This window comes from Corynebacterium sp. LK2537, assembly GCF_040946485.1.
Lineage (GTDB): Bacteria > Actinomycetota > Actinomycetes > Mycobacteriales > Mycobacteriaceae > Corynebacterium.
On sequence record NZ_JAYWLQ010000001.1, the window covers coordinates 388,560 to 405,482 of the forward strand.

General features: G+C 67.6%; 16 protein-coding genes and 1 pseudogene. 4 read left to right on the plus strand and 13 right to left on the minus strand.

Annotated elements, in window-relative coordinates; all coding sequences use genetic code 11:
• Nucleotides 1-2: 2 nt before the first annotated feature.
• Nucleotides 3-782: a ribonuclease III gene (rnc, locus tag VVS03_RS01850; protein WP_368519084.1), complete on the minus strand. Its 780-nt coding sequence runs from the start codon at nucleotides 780-782 to the stop codon at nucleotides 3-5.
• Nucleotides 779-1,327 (minus strand): DUF177 domain-containing protein, encoded by a 549-nt coding sequence (locus VVS03_RS01855; RefSeq protein ID WP_368533861.1) that lies wholly within the window; start codon nucleotides 1,325-1,327, stop codon nucleotides 779-781. Before VVS03_RS01855 ends, rnc begins: the two co-directional genes overlap by 4 nt.
• Before the next feature lie 173 nt (nucleotides 1,328-1,500).
• On the opposite strand from VVS03_RS01855, the gene VVS03_RS01860 reads away from it, so the two are divergent.
• Nucleotides 1,501-2,061 (plus strand): hypothetical protein, encoded by a 561-nt coding sequence (locus tag VVS03_RS01860; RefSeq protein ID WP_368533860.1) that lies wholly within the window; start codon nucleotides 1,501-1,503, stop codon nucleotides 2,059-2,061.
• Nucleotides 2,062-2,124: 63 nt separating this feature from the next.
• Here VVS03_RS01860 and VVS03_RS01865 read toward each other — a convergent pair whose 3' ends face one another.
• Nucleotides 2,125-2,877: a DivIVA domain-containing protein gene (locus VVS03_RS01865; RefSeq protein ID WP_368533859.1), complete on the minus strand. Its 753-nt coding sequence runs from the start codon at nucleotides 2,875-2,877 to the stop codon at nucleotides 2,125-2,127.
• Between the two features lie 179 nt (nucleotides 2,878-3,056).
• Nucleotides 3,057-4,403, minus strand: a complete 1,347-nt coding sequence (gdhA, locus tag VVS03_RS01870) for an NADP-specific glutamate dehydrogenase (RefSeq protein ID WP_368519080.1) — start codon at nucleotides 4,401-4,403, stop codon at nucleotides 3,057-3,059.
• A gap of 254 nt (nucleotides 4,404-4,657) precedes the next feature.
• Here gdhA and VVS03_RS01875 point away from each other — a divergent pair, with 254 nt between their 5' ends.
• A complete protein-coding gene (locus VVS03_RS01875; protein ID WP_368533858.1) occupies nucleotides 4,658-5,782 on the plus strand; it encodes a glycerate kinase in 1,125 nt (374 codons plus the stop codon).
• Here VVS03_RS01875 and VVS03_RS01880 read toward each other — a convergent pair.
• Nucleotides 5,779-6,177 (minus strand): hypothetical protein, encoded by a 399-nt coding sequence (locus tag VVS03_RS01880; protein ID WP_368519078.1) that lies wholly within the window; start codon nucleotides 6,175-6,177, stop codon nucleotides 5,779-5,781. The two genes, VVS03_RS01875 and VVS03_RS01880, sit on opposite strands and share 4 nt — an antisense overlap.
• Nucleotides 6,178-6,213: 36 nt before the next feature.
• Between VVS03_RS01880 and VVS03_RS01885 the strand changes: the two genes are divergently transcribed.
• Entirely contained in the window at nucleotides 6,214-7,425 is a 1,212-nt protein-coding gene (locus VVS03_RS01885) for an amidohydrolase (protein ID WP_368533857.1), read from the plus strand.
• A 92-nt stretch (nucleotides 7,426-7,517) separates the two neighbouring features.
• Nucleotides 7,518-9,893, plus strand: a complete 2,376-nt coding sequence (locus VVS03_RS01890; protein WP_368533856.1) for a glycogen/starch/alpha-glucan phosphorylase — start codon at nucleotides 7,518-7,520, stop codon at nucleotides 9,891-9,893.
• A 65-nt stretch (nucleotides 9,894-9,958) separates the two neighbouring features.
• On the opposite strand, the gene pyk is transcribed toward VVS03_RS01890, so the two are convergent.
• The 8 genes and pseudogenes from pyk to priA all read right to left on the minus strand — a co-directional run bounded on the left by pyk (nucleotide 9,959) and on the right by priA (nucleotide 16,910).
• A complete protein-coding gene (gene pyk / locus VVS03_RS01895) occupies nucleotides 9,959-11,377 on the minus strand; it encodes a pyruvate kinase (protein WP_368533855.1) in 1,419 nt (472 codons plus the stop codon).
• Between the two features lie 108 nt (nucleotides 11,378-11,485).
• Nucleotides 11,486-12,379, minus strand: a complete 894-nt coding sequence (gene lgt, locus VVS03_RS01900; RefSeq protein WP_368533854.1) for a prolipoprotein diacylglyceryl transferase — start codon at nucleotides 12,377-12,379, stop codon at nucleotides 11,486-11,488.
• 37 nt (nucleotides 12,380-12,416) lie between these two features.
• Nucleotides 12,417-13,247, minus strand: coding sequence for an indole-3-glycerol-phosphate synthase (locus tag VVS03_RS01905; protein WP_368533853.1), 831 nt, complete (start codon nucleotides 13,245-13,247; stop codon nucleotides 12,417-12,419).
• Between the two features lie 111 nt (nucleotides 13,248-13,358).
• The gene (locus VVS03_RS01910; RefSeq protein WP_368519072.1) at nucleotides 13,359-14,006 is read right to left on the minus strand and encodes a TIGR02234 family membrane protein; all 648 of its coding nucleotides are present in this window, start codon (nucleotides 14,004-14,006) and stop codon (nucleotides 13,359-13,361) included.
• Nucleotides 14,007-14,038: 32 nt separating this feature from the next.
• A complete protein-coding gene (gene hisI, locus VVS03_RS01915) occupies nucleotides 14,039-14,422 on the minus strand; it encodes a phosphoribosyl-AMP cyclohydrolase (RefSeq protein ID WP_368519411.1) in 384 nt (127 codons plus the stop codon).
• A 3-nt stretch (nucleotides 14,423-14,425) separates the two neighbouring features.
• Nucleotides 14,426-15,196, minus strand: a pseudogene (hisF, locus tag VVS03_RS01920) (imidazole glycerol phosphate synthase subunit HisF); the annotation flags it as partial.
• A gap of 73 nt (nucleotides 15,197-15,269) precedes the next feature.
• Entirely contained in the window at nucleotides 15,270-16,046 is a 777-nt protein-coding gene (locus tag VVS03_RS01925) for an inositol monophosphatase (protein WP_368519410.1), read from the minus strand.
• A 54-nt stretch (nucleotides 16,047-16,100) separates the two neighbouring features.
• The gene (gene priA, locus VVS03_RS01930; RefSeq protein WP_368533852.1) at nucleotides 16,101-16,910 is read right to left on the minus strand and encodes a bifunctional 1-(5-phosphoribosyl)-5-((5-phosphoribosylamino)methylideneamino)imidazole-4-carboxamide isomerase/phosphoribosylanthranilate isomerase PriA; all 810 of its coding nucleotides are present in this window, start codon (nucleotides 16,908-16,910) and stop codon (nucleotides 16,101-16,103) included.
• Between the last annotated feature and the right edge of the window lie 13 nt (nucleotides 16,911-16,923).

Below are 16,923 nucleotides of genomic sequence, written 5' to 3' on the forward strand. Positions count from 1 at the left end.
TGCTAGTCGCTCGCCGCACCCGGGTTCGCGGTACCGGCGACCAGCCGCGGGGACTCGCGCAGCTTGTCGCAGGCCAGGTGCGCGGCCTGCTGCTCCGCCAGCTTCTTGTTATGCCCCTCGCCGCGGCCGAATTCCTGGCCGTTGACTAGGGCGACCGCGGTGAAGGTCTGATCGTGTTCCGGGCCGGTGGAGCTGGCCTCGTAGACGGGCATCGGCGCGTGCAGCTCGGCGCACAGCTCCTGCAGGGTGGTCTTCCAGTCCAGGTGCCGGCCGGCGACGGTGGCGGTGTCAATCTTATGCTGGAACAGCCGCAGCACCACCCGGCGGGCGGTCGCAAAGCCGAACTGGCGGTAGATGGCCCCCAGCAGCGCCTCGGTGGTATCGGCCAGGATCGACTCCTTGTTGGCCCCGCCGGAGGACTGCTCGCCCTTGCCCAGCAGGATATAGGAGCCCAGGCCGATCTCGCGGGCGATATCGGCCAGGCCGTAGCGCGAGACGATGGAGGCGCGCATCTTGGAGATGTCGGATTCGGGCCGGGACGGGTACTGCTCGTAGAGCTGCGCGGCCACGGACAGGCCCAGCACGGCGTCGCCCAGAAACTCTAGGCGCTCGTTGTTGGGCAGGTGGCCGTTCTCGTTGGCAAACGAGCGGTGGGTCAGCGCCAGGCGCAGGTGCTCGTCGTCGAGGTTGACCTGCAGCTTCTCGCGCAGCGGGGTGTGATCGACCGCGTCGTAGGCGACCGCCCAGGCGGCCAGCGGATCTAGCTTTGCTTTCTTGCTCACAGGAACTTCTCCAGCCCGGCCCACCGCGGGTCCACCTTCTCGTCGTCCGGGTCCTTCTCGCCGGACACCCCGGTGGTCACGCCCTTCGGCGTCTGGATATCGCAGCCGTTCTCACAGACCGGGGCGAAAGGCAGACTCAGGCCGACCTCGTCGATGACCGGCTGCAGCAGATCCACCTCGTCGCCTTCGACCTGGCCGATCTCGTCGCCGGAGCCCTGTTCCTCCTCGGATTCCGGATCGCCGGTGATGAAATCGTTGTCGGCGGCGAAGACCTGGCTGACGTGGATGTCCAGCGGCGGGTTCAGGGGGCTTAAGCACCGGGAGCACTCGCCGTGCAGGAGGCCGCGCACGTCGGCATCGACAAGCACGCCCCCGCCCAGCGGGGTCAGGGTCGCGTCCACGGTCAGCTCCTCGCCCTCTGGGACGGCAAGCATTTCGCCGCCGATGCGCGCTGGGGCGGGACCGGTCTGGCTGCGCTGGGTCGGCAGGCCCTCGGCGAACGCGCCCAGCAGCGAAGCAACGTTAAATTTCAGTGGTGAAGTCATATCACCGGATATCCTACCCCGCCGGTCAACACGGCACACGCGCTGCCCAGACGCACAGCTAGCTAAAGACTTTGCTGGGTAATCTGTCAGCCTCCTGAGCGAGCGGTCATAATGCGTTGGGGAGCCCGATTTTTCCTTTAACCCCGCGGGCGACCTGCCTAGACTGGTAGACCATGAACGAATCCATGTTGGCGGGCCTGCGCGAGGTGGCGTGGTCTTTTCCCCTCGCGGTCATCGCCCCGACAGTCTGCCTTGGCCTGGTGGGCTCCCTCGTCCGCCGGCTGCGCGGGCCACACCCGGCCGGGATCACCGGTTCCACCGGCTCCCGCCTGCGCCGCGTCTGCCTGATCGCGCTGTTGACCGGCATGGTCGTCGGCATCCTGCTGTTTGTACCGGTCCCCTTTGAAATCACCGTGCTGCTGGGCGCTGCCTGCATGGCGGTCTGCGCCGCCCAGCTGACCTGGAGCGCGAAGGAACCTCTCAGTGCCGCGTTCTGTTCGGTCGGCGCTCTGACCACCGGGATCGGGCTGGTCCACGCCTCCGTCTATTCCTACGGGCTCCTAACCGGCCACGTCACCAGCGGCGGGGAGGGTGATCTGCTGGCGTCCTTCATGCTGCTGTGGCCGTTGTGCGCGCTGCCGGGGCTTATCTTCGCCCTGATCGCGGCCTTCCTCAACATCAAGTCCGCGCCCGTCGAGCCCACCAGCACCCAGCGCACACCGGCGTATTTCTAGTAGCTTCCCGCCGGCAGCTACCCCCGCCCCGACCGGGCGGGGCCGGCCAGGCCGGGCCGGAGCCTATCCGCGGTTGTCGTAACCGCTGTCGTAGCCGGCTTCGTAGGAATCCTGGCTGTAGCTGTTGTAACCGCGGGAATAATCGCTGCCGCCCGCCCGGCCGGCGGCACCGGCGCCGCGGCGCAGGGCCGTGCGATCCGAGGAAATGGTCCGCAGCACGGAGTTGAGGGTCTCCTCGAACTCGCCGAGCTTGCTGTCCACGAACTCGTCGCACTCGGTGCGCAGGCGGTGGGACTCGGAGTGGGCGGTGTCCACGATCCGGTGGGCTTCTTCGTTGGCCCGGCGCGCCACCTCCGACTCGGAGACCAACCGGTCCTGCTCTTCCTGACCGGCGGCCACGGCGCGCTCGTAGGACTCCTGTCCCTGGGTGACGGCGCGCTCGGCGTCGGCGCGGGCCTTTTCCACGGTGGAATCGGCCTCGTTCTGTGCGCGCTCAACCAGGCCGGCGGCGTGCGCCTGGGCGTCGGCGACCATCGACTCGGAATCCGCCTGGGCGCGGGCGATGATGTCGTCGGCCTGCGCGTTGGCGTCCGCCACGGTGTGCTCGGCGCGCTCCTCGGCGCCGCGGATAATCTCGTCCTGCTTGTCGAGGACGTCCTGCGCGTCGTCGATTTCGACGGGCAGGGCGTTGCGCAGATCGTCGAGCAGGGCGAGCATCTCGTTGCGGGGAACCATGCAATTCGAGGTCATGGGAACGCCCCGGGCTTGCTCCAGGTTCTGTACTAGTTCATCAAGGCTTTCGAATACGCGGTACATGATGACCAGCCTAGCCAGCGCAACCAGTTCCAGCGGCTTCCCACACTGGAAAAGCCCGGAAAATCTCAAGTTTCACTTGAGACTATTCCCCTCCCCTGCGGGCACCCGCGCCGCGCACGGAAAAACCCGGGCGCCTCCCCGAAAAAATGCGGGAGACGTCCGGGTCGGCCGAGCCGGTTTTAGATAACGCCCTGGGCGAGCATGGCGTCGGCGACCTTCTTGAAGCCGGCGATGTTCGCGCCCGCGACGTAGTCGCCCTCGCGGTCGTATTCCGCGGCGGTCTTGTCGATGTTGGTGAAGATATTCGACATGATCTGGCGCAGACGGTCGTCGGTGTAGTCGAAGGACCAGGAGTCGCGGGAGGCGTTCTGCTGCATCTCCAGCGCGGAGGTGGCCACGCCGCCGGCGTTGGCGGCCTTGCCCGGCACGAAGTTGACGTGGGAGTCCTGGAAGGCGTGGACGGCCTCCGGCGTACACGGCATGTTCGCGCCCTCGGCCACGTACTTCACGCCGTTGTCGATGAGCTGGCGGGCAGCGTCGCCGTCCAACTCGTTCTGGGTGGCGCACGGCAGGGCCACGTCGGCGGCCACGGACCAGATGCCCGCACCCTCGTGGTATTCGACGTTGCCGCCGGCTTCCGCAGCGTAGGCGGAGATGCGCTCGCGACGGTTTTCCTTGACGTCCTTGAGCAGCTCGATGTCCACGCCGTCCGGGGTGGTGACGTAGCCGGCGGAGTCCGACATCGCGACCACGGTCGCGCCGAGCTCCTGGACCTTGGCGGCGGCGTAGATGGCCACGTTGCCGCTGCCGGAGACGATCACGCGGGCACCGGAGAGGTCCTCGCCGTGGGACTGGACCATCTGCTCGGTGATGTAGACGGTGCCGTAGCCGGTGGCCTCGGTGCGCACCAGGGAGCCGCCCCAGCTGAGCCCCTTGCCGGTCAGGACGCCGGACTCGTGCTGGTTGGACAGGCGGCGGTACTGGCCGAAGAGGTAGCCGATCTCGCGGCCGCCGACCCCGATGTCACCGGCCGGCACGTCGCGGTATTCGCCGATGTGGCGGTGCAGCTCCGTCATGAAGGACTGGCAAAAACGCATGATTTCCTGGTCGGACTTGCCCTTCGGGTCGAAGTCCGAGCCGCCCTTGCCGCCGCCGATGGGCAGGCCAGTCAGGGAGTTTTTGAAGATCTGCTCGAAGCCCAGGAACTTGATGATGCCCAGGTTGACCGACGGGTGGAAGCGCAGGCCGCCCTTGTACGGGCCCAGCGCCGAGTTGAACTGGACGCGGAAGCCGCGGTTGACGCGGATATTACCCTCGGCGTCGGTCCACGGCACGCGGAAGATGAGCTGGCGCTCCGGCTCGCAGAGCCGCTCGACCAGGCCGTAATCCGCGTAGTGGGGATCCTTTTCCAGGACGATCTTCAGCGAGTCCAGGACCTCGGAGAGCGCCTGGTGGAATTCCGGCTCGCCCGCGTTCCTCTTCAGCAGCTTGTTGTAGTAATCGGAAATCTGGAGGTCTACGGACATGTCTTCTCCTGCTCGGTAGTAACTAATTGGCTTCGACCAGTCCCCGGTTTTCGCGGGGCCTGTCTAGTGACAGTTTCCTTGGGCGAGGCCACTTTCGCAACCACTTTTTGGGCGCTAAAAATTACTCACCCCTTCCTAGCTGCGTTTTTGCGAGATATATTTTCTGTCATACTACCGAAATTAAGGGGTGAAGCGCCCCAGCTTTCACCGGCTGGCCGCGGGTGAGAGAAAAAGCGTGCCCTATAATTGCGCCCATGCATATCGTCGTCGCCCCAGACTCTTTCAAAGGCACCGCTAGCTCGAGCCTGGCCGCCGCCGGCCTGGCCTCCGGAATCCGGCAGGAACTCCCCGACGCCACGGTGGTGACCTGCCCGCTAGCCGACGGCGGCGAAGGCACCGCGCTGGCGCTGGCCACCGCGGCCAGCCTCGCCGGCCGGCAGCTCGACCGCGTGCACATCCCCTCGGTGGACGCTCTCGGCCGGCTCACGGAGGCGGAATACTACTTCGATCCGGAAAACGCCACGGCCTATATCGACGTCGCTGCCGCTACCGGCCTGCCGGCGGTCGCCGATAGCCCGGATCCCCTCCGCGCGGACTCCTTCGGCACCGGCGCCCTCATCGCCGACGCCGAGACCCGCGGTGCCAAATCCATCGTGCTGGGCCTGGGCGGCAGCGCGACCGTCGACGGCGGCATCGGCATCCTGTGCGCACTCGGCGCCGCGCCCCACGACGCCCGCGGCCTCGCCCTGGCTCAGGGCCCGGCCGAGCTGGTCCGCCTGGGCGACATCGACACCGCGCAGCTGAACTACAAGGCCGGGATGCTCGACTACACCCTGCTGGCGGATACGCGCTGCGTCCCCCAGCAGGCGCCGGCGATGTACGGCCCGCAGAAGGGCGCGAGCCGCGAGCAGGTCGCCCTACTGACCGGTGCGCTGCTGCGCCTGTGCGAGTTCACCGAGCAGGACCCCGCCGCCGAGCATTTCGGCGCGGCCGGGGCGATCCCGGTAGGGCTGAGCTGGATGTCGCGCATCCTGTGGGGCAACGACGAGCACGTGCGTGTGGTCAGCGGGGCCGACTACGTTGCCGACGCGCTGGATCTCGACCGGCACCTGGCCGCCGCCGACGTCGTCGTCACCGGCGAGGGGCGCTTCGACGCGCAGTCGCTGACCGGCAAGGTCGTGGGCACCGTCGCCGAGCGCGCGGCAGCCTCCCCCGCCGCGCCGCGCGTGGCCATCGCGGCCGGCCAGTTCGCCGACGATGCCGAGCCGCCCGCCGGCAGCCTCAGCGCCGCGCTGCCGGCGGGCGGCGAGATGCCCGAACGCCTGCGCGCGGCCGGCCAGGCCCTGGCCCGCCAGATCAAGGAACAGCTAGGGGGCTAGCGCTGGATATCCACGGTCCAGGGGAAGATGGCAGGGCGCTCGTGGGCGGTCTCGTCCTCGAGCAGGACGTGGTCCTTCGGCAGCGCGGCGTACGGGGTGAGCAGGCGGGACAGCACCATCGTTAGCTGGTTGATGGAACCGGTCGCCCCCTCGACCGACAGGGCGTAGCGGCGGACCTGGGCGTCGTCGAGGTCGCGGTCTTCGTGCTCGTCGCGGTAGGTCTGACGCAGCTGGTCTTCTACCCCCTCTGCCAGGCGCGGAGTATCATGACGCTTTACACTCGCCTGGGCCAACTGCCCGTTGTCGACGAGCCGGTCCAAGGCTTCGCGGAAGACGTCCTCCACGCGCTCGGCTTGGTGGTCGGGGACGAGAACATCGAACTGAATAAGTGGCATGCAGGTAACCCTACCCAAACTAACGGAGTGAGATCTATGGCTTCCCCCACAAAAAATCCGGAATTCGTGCGCGAGCACGGCGTCGACCTGTCCTGGCAGGAGGATTTTTATCAGGATCTCCACCGCCACCCGGAGCTCTCCCACGAGGAGGAACGCACCGCGGCCCAGATCCGCGCCCGGCTGGAGGGGATGGACTGCGAGGTCGTCGACGGCATCGGCGGCTTCGGCATGGTCGCCATCTTCCGCAACGCGGCCACCGACGCCACCCCCACCGCGCTGATGCGCGCCGACTTCGACGCCCTGCCGGTCCGGGAGGCCACCGGCGCGGACTACGCCTCCACCAGCGGCGCCATGCACGCCTGCGGGCACGACATGCACGCCACCGCCCTGCTCGGCGTGTGCGCGGTGCTCGATGCCCGGCGCGACGCCTGGTCCGGGACCTTCCTGGCGCTGTTCCAGCCGGCCGAGGAGTCCTCGATGGGGGCGAAATACATGCTGGCCGACGGGCTGACCGATCGCGTGCCGAAGCCGGACGTCTGCTTCGGCCAACACATCATGCCCGGGCCGGCGGGCACGGTGCAGAGCACGCCCGGGCCCATCATGGCCGGCTGCGACAGCCTGCGCATCCGCGTCTTCGGCCGCTCCGCCCACGCCTCCATGCCGCACAACTCCATCGACCCGACCTTCCTGGCGGCGATGATCGTGGTGCGGCTGCAGGGCATCGTCGGCCGCGAGGTGGCCCCGCACGAGTTCTTCGTCATCTCCGTCGGCGAGCTGCACTCCGGCGACAAGAACAACATCATCCCGGCCTCCGCCGAGCTGGTCCTCAACACCCGCTACTACGACCCGCAGGTGGCCGAGCGCGTCTACGCCAGCCTGGAGCGCGTCGTGCGCGCCGAGTGCTGGGCCTCCGGCAGCCCCCAGGATCCGACCTTCGAGTACTACGCCCACGGCGAGGTCACCGACAACGACGCGGGCGTCGATGCCGCCCTCCGTCCCGCCTTCGATGCCGTCTTCGGCGAGCAGTCCGTCACCTCCACGGGCAGCACCGCCTCCGAGGACTTTTGCTATCTCCCGCAGGCCTGGGGCGTGCCCTATTATTTCTGGCACGTCGGCTGCACCCCGGCCGAGCAGCTAGATACCCCGCCGGTCAACCACCAGGCCGACTTCCTGCCCGACTACGCCCCGACCGTTAAGGCCTCCACCCAGGCGGGTCTGACCGCGGTGCTGGCCTATCTGGGCCGCTAAGGCGCCCCGCGCGAAGTCGGGCGGGCCGGGCGACCTTCCGTTACAGTAGGCAGTGTTTTACACGCTCCCTCGACGCGAAGGTGTCTTTGCCCATGGCCTCTCCCACGGATTTTTCCTCTGTCATCCCCGGTCACGTCCGCGCCGCCGCCGGCGTGACCCCTCCTGCCGCCTCTAACCGCAAGTACTGGTCCGGACTCGCCAACGCGGTCATGGACCACATCGCCGCGGACTGGGAGACCACCCGCCGCACTTACGCGCCGGCCCGCCGCCAGCACTATTTCTCCGCCGAATTCCTCCAGGGCCGGGCACTCCTCAACAACCTCACGAACCTGGGCCTGGTCGACGACGCCCGCGCCTACGTCGAGTCCACCGGGCGCGAGCTGGCCGACGTCCTCGAGGCCGAGCACGACGCGGCCCTGGGCAACGGCGGCCTGGGCCGCCTAGCCGCCTGTTTCCTGGACTCCGCGGTCACCCAGAACCTGCCAGTGACCGGCTACGGGCTGCTCTACCGCTACGGCCTGTTCAAGCAGACCTTCGACAACGGCTACCAGGTCGAGAAGCCGGACGCGTGGATGGAAAACGGCTACGACTTCCTGGTCCGCCGCGCCAGCACGCAGCGCCGCATTCACTTCGACGACATGGACGTGCGCGCCATCCCCTACGACCTGCCGATCACCGGCTACGGCACCCGCAACGTGGGAACCCTGCGCCTTTGGAAGTCCGAGCCCATCGACGACTTCGACTACGACGCCTTCAACTCCCAGCGGTTTACCGACGCCATCGTCGAGCGCGAGCGCGTCATGGACATCTGCCGCGTGCTCTACCCCAATGACACGACCTACGAGGGCAAGGTCCTGCGCGTGCGCCAGCAGTACTTCTTCGTCTCCGCCTCCCTGCAGGAGATGGTGGACAACTACCTCGAGCACCACGGCGACGACCTGCGCGGTTTCGCCCGCTACAACTGCATCCAGCTCAACGACACCCACCCGGTGCTGGCCATCCCGGAGCTGCTGCGCATCCTGCTCGACGAGCACCAGATGAGCTGGGACGATGCCTGGAAGGTGGTCACCGAGACCTTCGCCTATACCAACCACACCGTCCTGGCCGAGGCCATGGAGAAGTGGGAGGTTTCAATCTTCCAGCGGCTGTTCTGGCGCATCTGGGAGCTGGTCGCAGAGATCGACCGCCGCTTCCGCGAGGACATGGCCCAGCGCGGCCTGGACCAGGGCACCATCGACTACCTGGCCCCGGTGGCTGACGGCCAGGTCCGCATGGCCTGGATCGCCTGCTACGCCTCCTACTCCATCAACGGCGTGGCGGCCCTGCACACCGAGATCATCAAGGCCGAGACCCTGCGCGACTGGCACGAGATGTACCCCGAGAAGTTCAACAACAAGACCAACGGGGTCACCCCGCGCCGCTGGCTCAAGATGTGCAACCCGCGCCTGGCAGACCTGCTCACCCGGGCCAACGGCTCGGACAGCTGGGTGACCAACCTGGACGAGCTGGCCGGCCTGGCCGGGCTCGCCGACGGCCCGGACGGCGCCGCGCTGCTCGATGAGCTCACGGAGGTCAAGGCCGCCAACAAGCGCGATTTCGCCGAGTGGATTCACCGCCACCAGGGCGCCGAGGTCGACCCGGACTCCCTGTTCGACGTGCAGATTAAGCGCCTGCACGAGTACAAGCGGCAGCTGCTCAACGCGCTCTACATCCTGGACCTGTACTTCCGCATCACCCAGGACGGCGAGGAGCCAACCCCGCGCACCTTCATCTTCGGCGCGAAGGCCGCGCCCGGCTACGTCCGCGCCAAGGAAATCATCAAGCTCATCAACTCCGTGGCCGACCTGGTCAACAACGACCCGGCCACCCGGGACATCATCCGTGTGGTCTTCGTGGAAAACTACAACGTCTCCCCCGCCGAGCACATCATCCCGGCCGCCGACGTCTCCGAGCAGATCTCCGTCGCCGGCAAGGAGGCCTCCGGCACCTCCAACATGAAGTTCATGATGAACGGCGCGCTGACACTTGGCACGCTCGACGGCGCCAACGTCGAGATCGTGGACGCGGTCGGCCGCGAGAACGCCTATATCTTCGGCGCCCGCAACGACGAGCTGCCCGGCCTGCGCGAAAACTACAACCCGGGCGCGCTCTACCACGAGGTGCCCGGCCTGGCCCGCGCCCTCGATGCCCTGACCAACGGCACGCTGGACCGCAACTTCGACGACCTGCGCTCCAGCCTTACCGACGGCTACGGCACCTCCGCCGCCGACACCTACTACGTCCTAGGCGATTTCGCCGACTACCGCGACAAGCGCGACCAGGCGGCCGCCGACTACGCCGACGACCCGCGCGGCTGGGCCCGCAAGTGCTGGCTCAATATCTGCTCCTCGGGGCGCTTTTCCGCCGACCGCACCATCCACGACTACGCCACCGAGGTCTGGCACCTCGACTCCCTGCCCATCGACTAGCGGGCCCGGACACACACGAGCGCCCGGCACCAGTTCAGGTGCCGGGCGCTCGCCGTGTCAGTGCCTTAGGAGCGGGTCTCTCCCAGCAGGTGGCACTGGATCATGTTGGTGTTGCCGGAGATTCCCGGAGGGGTACCGGCGACGACGACCATGAGGTCGTTCTCGTCGTAGGCGTCCATGGACAACAGGGCCTCGTCCAGGGCCTCCATCATCTCATCCGTCGAGCCGACCTGCGGGCTCAGGAAGGTCTGCGCGCCCCAGGTCAGCGCCAGCTGGGAACGCACCGCTTGGTTCGGGGTGAAGACCAGCAGGGGCAGCTGCGAGTGCAGGCGGGCCACGCGACGGGCGGTGTCACCCGAGGTGGTAAACGCCACGATTGCCTTCGCGTTGAGGCGCTCGGCGATATCGCGGGCGGAATAGGAAATCACGCCGCGCTTGGTGCGCGGGACGTGCGCCAGCGGCGGCACGCGCCCGTCGGTTTCCGCGCGGGAGACGATTCGCGCCATGGTGCGCACCACGTTGTGCGGGTCGACGCCGACAGAGGTCTCGCCGGAGAGCATCACCGCGTCCGCGCCGTCCAGCACGGCGTTGGCCACGTCGGAGGCCTCCGCGCGGGTCGGGCGGGAGTTTTCGATCATCGAGTCCAGCATCTGGGTGGCGACGATGACCGGCTTGGCGTTCTCGCGGGCGATCTGGATGGCGCGCTTTTGCACCAGCGGGACCTGCTCCAGCGGGACCTCGACGCCCAGGTCGCCGCGGGCGACCATGATGGCGTCGAAGGCCAGGACGATGGACTCGAGCGCGTCCACGGCCTCCGGCTTCTCCAGCTTGGCGATGACCGGCAGGCGGCGGCCCTCCTCGTCCATCACCTCGTGGACCAGATCCACGTCCGCAGGCGAGCGCACGAAGGACAGGGCGATGAAGTCCACGCCCAGGCGCAGGGCGAAGCGCAGGTCCTCGATGTCCTTTTCGGACAGCGCCGGCACGGAGATGTCCATGCCTGGCAGGGACACGCCCTTGTTGTTGGAGACCGGGCCGCCCTCGGTGACCTCGCAGACGACGTCGTTGCCGTCGACTTCCTTACAGACCAGGGCTACCTTGCCGTCGTCGACGAGCAGGCGGTCGCCGGGCTGGGCATCGTTAGCCAGGCCCTTGTAGGTGGTGGACACGCGGTCGTGGGTGCCCTCGACGTCGTCGATGGTAATCCGGACTACCTCGCCGGTCTCCCAGTAAGTCTCGGTCTCCTTAAAGCGGCCGAGGCGGATCTTCGGGCCCTGGAGATCGGCCAGGATGCCGACCGCGCGGCCGGTCTTATCGGTGGCTTCGCGCACCCAGCGGTAGTTCTGCTCGTGATCGGCGTGGTCGCCGTGGGACATGTTGAGACGGGCAACGTCCATGCCGTCTTCGACCAAGCGGTGAATAGCGTCTTCGCTCGCGACCGCGGGGCCGAGCGTACATACGATTTTGGTTCTTCTATCCAACATTTATCTGTGCCTACTCCTGTAATGGTGACTGCCTAACCATTCCCAACGTACCCCGCCCCCGCGGCGGGTGCCACTGCAAAAACGGAAACAATCCCACAGATTCCCACATTAGGGTTCGGAGCGCTCCTGAGCGGCCGCGGGAAACTTCGGATCCACCTCGTCCGCGGACTCCTGCCCGCGCGGCAGACGGAAGAAGACGATGCAGGCCGCCACGAAGACCACCACGGAAACCAGCACGTTGACGCGCACGTCGAAAATCAGCGTGGCCTCGTCCGTGCGCATCTGCTCGATGAAGAAGCGGCCAAAAGTATAGCCCATGACGTAGAGGGCGAAGACCCGCCCGTGCCCCAGCTTCCAGGCGCGGTGCGCCCAGAGCAGGAACAGGCACACGGCGACGTTCCACAGCAGCTCGTAGAGGAAGGTCGGGTGGACCGAGGCCATCACCTCGCCCGTGGAGGCGCCACTGACCGGCGCTACCCGGCCGGCCTCGTCGACGCGGTAGTAGATGTCCAGCGCCCACGGAACGTCGGTTTCCGCCCCGTAGAGCTCCTGGTTAAACCAGTTGCCCAGGCGGCCGATGCCCTGGGCCAGCACCAGCCCCGGCGCCACCGCGTCCGCGAACGGCCCCAGCGGGATGCCCTTGACCTTGAACATCACCCACAGCGCCACCGCCGCGAGCGCCACCGCGCCCCAAATGCCCAGGCCGCCGTTAGTAATCTTCAGCGCGTCGACCGGATTGCACTCGGCGCAGAAGTACTTATCGTAATCCGTGATGACGTGATAGAGGCGCCCGCCGACGATGCCGGCGGGGATGACCACGATGGCGGCGTCCCAGACGGTGTCCGGGTTCCCGCCCATCGCGCGGTAACGGCGCAGGGTCATCCACATAGCCACCAGGATGCCGGCGACGATGCACAGCGCGTAGGCGCGGATAGGAATCGGGCCCACGTGCCACACGCCCTGCGGCGGGGACGGGATATTGGCCAAGTTCATAATCTGCACGTACACAGTGTGCCCCAAAGCCCACCCGAATGCGAGATCAGGGGGTCTTGCGCGACGGGCAGGCCGGGTGCTTGCCGGCGGCCACCAAGCTGCGGGCCAGTGCGGTCGGATCCTGGGCGGACATCACCGACTCGCCGACCATCACGGCGTCGGCGCCCTGCGAGGCGTAGCCCAGGAGGTTGCGGGGGTTCTCGACCCCACCGACGGCGATCCGCAGCAGGGACTCGGGCAGGCCCGGCACAATCTCAGCGAAGGCCCCACGGTCGATGGCGTCCGAGGACAGCGACCACGCGTTAATGCCCACCACGGTCCCGCCGGCCTGCATGGCCCGGTCCGCGTCCTGGCTGCTGCGGATCTCCAGCAGGGCGACCATGCCGAGCGACTCAATCCGATCCAACAGCGCCTCCAGGCGCGCCTGCTCCAGGAGGGCGACCTGCAAGGGAACGACGTCCGCGCCGAAGCAGCGCGCCTCGTGGATCTGGTAGGGGTCGACGATGATGTCGCGGCAGATCATAGGCACCTCGGTGGCCGCCCGGATAAGGCGCATGTCGTCCAGCGAGCCGTGGAAGCGGCGCCGGTCGGTCTGGCAGGCCATCATCACCACGCCGGCTTCCTGGAAGTCTTGGGCGAGGCGCGCCATGCGCTCGGGGTTGTCCAGCCGGGCGATTTCGCCGAGGTACGGCACCGCGCGCTTGAATTCGGTGATCACCGAGCAACCGTTGGTCAAAAGCGCCGCCTTGGCGTCCCGGGGCGGTTCCATCGAGCGGGATTTCGCCTTGATGTCCTGGAAGGAGACCTTCGCCTCCCGCGCGGCTACGTCTTCGAGGACGCCGGTGACTAGACGGTCAACGGCAATAGGGGTGGGCACCGGGGCACCTCCTCGAAGTAAGCGACAAGGATCACATGCGCAGTCTCACCTAAAGGCTATCCCCTCAAACGTGCCCAGCGGAAATCCAGAGGTACCCCCGATTGGCAAACTTTAGGTTAAACGCCCACGTTGGTTGTCTAAATCGGTGGGGTCAATATCCGCGTCCAGCGCGTCCCACAGCACCCGGCCGCTGTCCGGGGATTCTTCCAGATCCTGGGCCAGCTTCTCCTGCCGCATGGCGGGAGTTTCGTATTTGTTGGAACGCGCGGTGTCCTCGCCCGGGCGGGTGGCCAGCAGCACCGCGCCGAAAAGCGCGACGGCCGCAGCGACCAAGGCGAGCACGGGGCCGGCGGTGTGTGCCGAGGCTTCGGTGATGACGGCCCAGTCCGAAATGGAGGTCACGTCCACCGCCAGGTCATTGTCCTGGCCGGCCTGCAGGATGTCCTGGGCGCGCTGCACGTCCGGGCCGGCGGTCAGCAGCTGCAGTGGCCGCCAGGCCACCGCGGCCGCCGCCACCGCGCAGACGATCGCCACCACCCGGCGGGCCAGCCGCCGCAGCACCAGCCCGGCCAGCGTGCCGGCCAGCAGCAACAGCATGACGGCCATGAGCTCGACCGACCAGTGCGAGCCGAGGATATCCACGACCTGCCCGCCGGACTTGTCGTCCTCTGCGGAGGCCTGGACCCAGCTCATGCGCGACGAGCCCCACAGCCCAATCGCGCCGAGGGCCATGAGCAGCGGGCCAATTCGCTTTCCCACGTCTACTCCCTTCCTGCGGTTACTCAGGGATCCTAGAGTAGTACATCGGCGTCGAAGCAACTGCGATCGCCGGTGTGGCAGGCCCCGCCCTTTTGTCGGACGGTCACCAGGAGGGTGTCGCCGTCGCAGTCGAGCTTGACGCCCAAGACCTCCTGCGTGTTGCCGGAGGTCTTGCCCTTGACCCAGTATTCCTGCCGGGAGCGGGAATAGTACGTGCCCTGGCGGGTGGCCAAGGTGTAGGCCAGCGCGTGATCGTCCATCCAGGCCAGCATCAGCACCTGCCCGTCCTCCGACTGGACGACGGCGGGCACCAGCCCGTCCGCGTTGCGCTTCAGTCGGCTAGCGATGGCCGGGGCCAGCGCGCACTCCGCCGGGCTGGCCGCGGCCGGCTGCGCCTCCGCTTCCGCCGCCGGCACCGGACGGATCGGGTAACCGGCGTTCGCCAGGGCGTCTTTGACCGCGCCGATGGTGGTCTTGCCAAAGTGGAAGATGGAGGCGGCCAGGACCGCGTCCGCGCCGGCGGCGACGGCCGGCGGGAAGTCCTCCGGCGCGCCCGCCCCGCCCGAGGCGATCACCGGCACGTTGACCGCGGCGCGCACGGCGGCGATGAGCTCGGTGTCGAAGCCGCCCTCGGTCCCGTCGCTGTCCATGGAGTTGAGCAGGATCTCGCCGACGCCCAGGTCGGCGGCGGTCCGGGCCCACTCCAGGGCATCGAGGCCGGCGGAGCGGGTGCCGCCGTGCGTGGTGACCTCGAAGCCCGACGGGGCCCAGTCCTGCTGCTGCGCGGTCCGGCGCGCGTCCAGGGAGAGCACGATGCACTGGGAGCCGAAAATCTCCGCCAACTCCCGCAACAGCTCAGGGCGGGCGATGGCCGCGGTGTTAACCGAGACCTTGTCCGCGCCGGCCCGCAGCAGCGCGCGCACGTCCTCGGCGCTGCGCACTCCCCCGCCCACGGTCAGCGGGATGAAGACCTGCTCGGCCGTGCGGCGCACGACATCGATGAGGGTCCCGCGGCCTTCCTTCGACGCGGACACGTCGAGGAAGGTCAGTTCGTCGGCGCCGAGCTGGCCGTAGCGGGCGGCCAGCTCCACCGGGTCGCCGGCGTCGCGGAGGTTTTCAAAATTGACGCCCTTGACCACGCGGCCGTTATCGACGTCGAGGCAGGGAATGACCCGCACAGACAAGGTCACGGGAGCACACTCCTTCGGAATTTTTCTAACAGTGTGTTTTAACAGTGTGTTTACTGGTCTAGTGGCTGCTGTTTTAGTTGTCAGCCTGGTTGGCGCGGATGGAATCCAAGATGGTCGCGTGCACCTGCGGGGTGCCGACCACCATACCGGCCGAATGCACGGACCATTCCTCGCCGTAGGGGTCGGTGACCAGGCCGCCGGCCGAGCGCACAAACAGCGCGCCCGCGGCGTTGTCCCAGGCGTGCGGGGAGAAATTCACCGCGCCGTCGAAGACCCCCTGGGCCACGAAGGCACTGTCCAGCCCCACGGATCCCGTGATGCGCGGGCGCAGACCCTTGCGCTTGAGATCGTTGAAGATGGGCGTTTGCAGGTGCGACGAGCAGCCAACGTGCCCGCGGGCCTCGTCGAAGCCCAGGGCGTCTTCCCCGCCGCCGAAGCCGCTCGGCGGGCCCCCGACGGAACGCAGCGGCGCACCGTCAGCCGCCGCTACCCGCCGGCCCAGCAACGGGAAGTCCGCGACGGCCACGACGGGCTGGTGGTCCTGGACGAGCGCCACCAGGGTGCCGCACAGCGGGTTGCCCGCCGAGTAGTTGGCGGTGCCGTCGATAGGATCGACCACCCAGACGGTCTCGGCCAGCTTGCCGCCGGATTCTTCCCCGTAGACCGGGATGCCGGTCAGCTGGGTCAGGCGCTGGCGCAGGTTGGTCTCGATGGCGATGTCGACCTCGGTGGCGAAATCGCCCTGGCCCTTGAACTGGGCCGGCTTCGCGCCTAGCCCGGTGCGGAAACGATCGGTGGTCTCATCCACGATGGCCTCGGCGAAGGCCAGCAATTCCAGCGGCGATGTCATGACGTACTCACTCATCCTCGGTCGGGGTTTATCCTGCGGTGTTTTGTTTCGGGCTTATCCTCTGTCTTCCGAGGAATCAAGGAGGTCGATGGGGGTCTCTGCCGGCAGCGGTTCGACCTGGGCCACGGCCTTAAGAGCCTCGTCCAGGCGGAAGCGCCCCTCGTAGAGGGCCTTGCCGATGATCGCGGAGTCGATGCCGCGGTTGAAGAAGGTGGCCAGCTCCGTGACATCCTCCAACGCGGAGATGCCCCCGGAGGCCGTCACCGCGGCATCGCTAGCCATGGTCACGTCCTGGAGCAGCTCCAGGTTGGGGCCGGTTAAGGTGCCGTCCTTGGTGACGTCGGTGACCACGAAGCGCTGGCAGCCGGCGGCGTCGAGGCGCTCGAGGACCTCCCAGAGGTCTCCGCCGTCGGACTCCCAGCCGTTGCCGCGGGTGCGCCACTCGCCGGCCTCTTCCCGGACCGCCAGATCGACGGCGATCTTGTCGCCGTATTTGTCGATGACTCGGGCGATCCACTCCGGGTCTTCGAGCGCGGCCGTGCCGATGTTCAGGCGGCGCGCGCCGGTGGCCAGGGCGCGCTCTACCCCGGCGTCGTCGCGGATACCGCCGGTCAGCTCCACGGGGATGTCGAGCTTACCGACGACCTCGGCCATCATCTCGTGGTTGGACCCGCGGTTGAAGGCGGCGTCCAAGTCGACGAAGTGGAGCCACTGCGCGCCTTGCTCCTGCCACTGCAGGGCGGCCGCGAGCGGATCCCCATAAGACTTTTCGGTGCCGGCCTTGCCCTGCTCGAGGCGCACGGCCTGGCCACCCACGACGTCGACGGCGGGCAGGAGGACGAAGGAATCTGTGTGCTGAGTCATTGTCTACATCCTA

What these genes read in the sequence shown, in the direction of transcription:
- VVS03_RS01890 (WP_368533856.1), top strand. Translation starts at nt 7,518, where the DNA reads ATGGCCTCTCCCACGGATTTTTCCTCTGTCATCCCCGGTCACGTCCGC.
- priA (WP_368533852.1), bottom strand. Translation starts at nt 16,910, where the DNA reads ATGACTCAGCACACAGATTCCTTCGTCCTCCTGCCCGCCGTCGACGTC.
- VVS03_RS01875 (WP_368533858.1), top strand. Translation starts at nt 4,658, where the DNA reads ATGCATATCGTCGTCGCCCCAGACTCTTTCAAAGGCACCGCTAGCTCG.
- pyk (WP_368533855.1), bottom strand. Translation starts at nt 11,377, where the DNA reads ATGTTGGATAGAAGAACCAAAATCGTATGTACGCTCGGCCCCGCGGTC.
- gdhA (WP_368519080.1), bottom strand. Translation starts at nt 4,403, where the DNA reads ATGTCCGTAGACCTCCAGATTTCCGATTACTACAACAAGCTGCTGAAG.
- VVS03_RS01860 (WP_368533860.1), top strand. Translation starts at nt 1,501, where the DNA reads ATGAACGAATCCATGTTGGCGGGCCTGCGCGAGGTGGCGTGGTCTTTT.
- VVS03_RS01885 (WP_368533857.1), top strand. Translation starts at nt 6,214, where the DNA reads ATGGCTTCCCCCACAAAAAATCCGGAATTCGTGCGCGAGCACGGCGTC.
- VVS03_RS01865 (WP_368533859.1), bottom strand. Translation starts at nt 2,877, where the DNA reads ATGTACCGCGTATTCGAAAGCCTTGATGAACTAGTACAGAACCTGGAG.
- VVS03_RS01855 (WP_368533861.1), bottom strand. Translation starts at nt 1,327, where the DNA reads ATGACTTCACCACTGAAATTTAACGTTGCTTCGCTGCTGGGCGCGTTC.
- VVS03_RS01880 (WP_368519078.1), bottom strand. Translation starts at nt 6,177, where the DNA reads ATGCCACTTATTCAGTTCGATGTTCTCGTCCCCGACCACCAAGCCGAG.
- VVS03_RS01925 (WP_368519410.1), bottom strand. Translation starts at nt 16,046, where the DNA reads ATGACATCGCCGCTGGAATTGCTGGCCTTCGCCGAGGCCATCGTGGAT.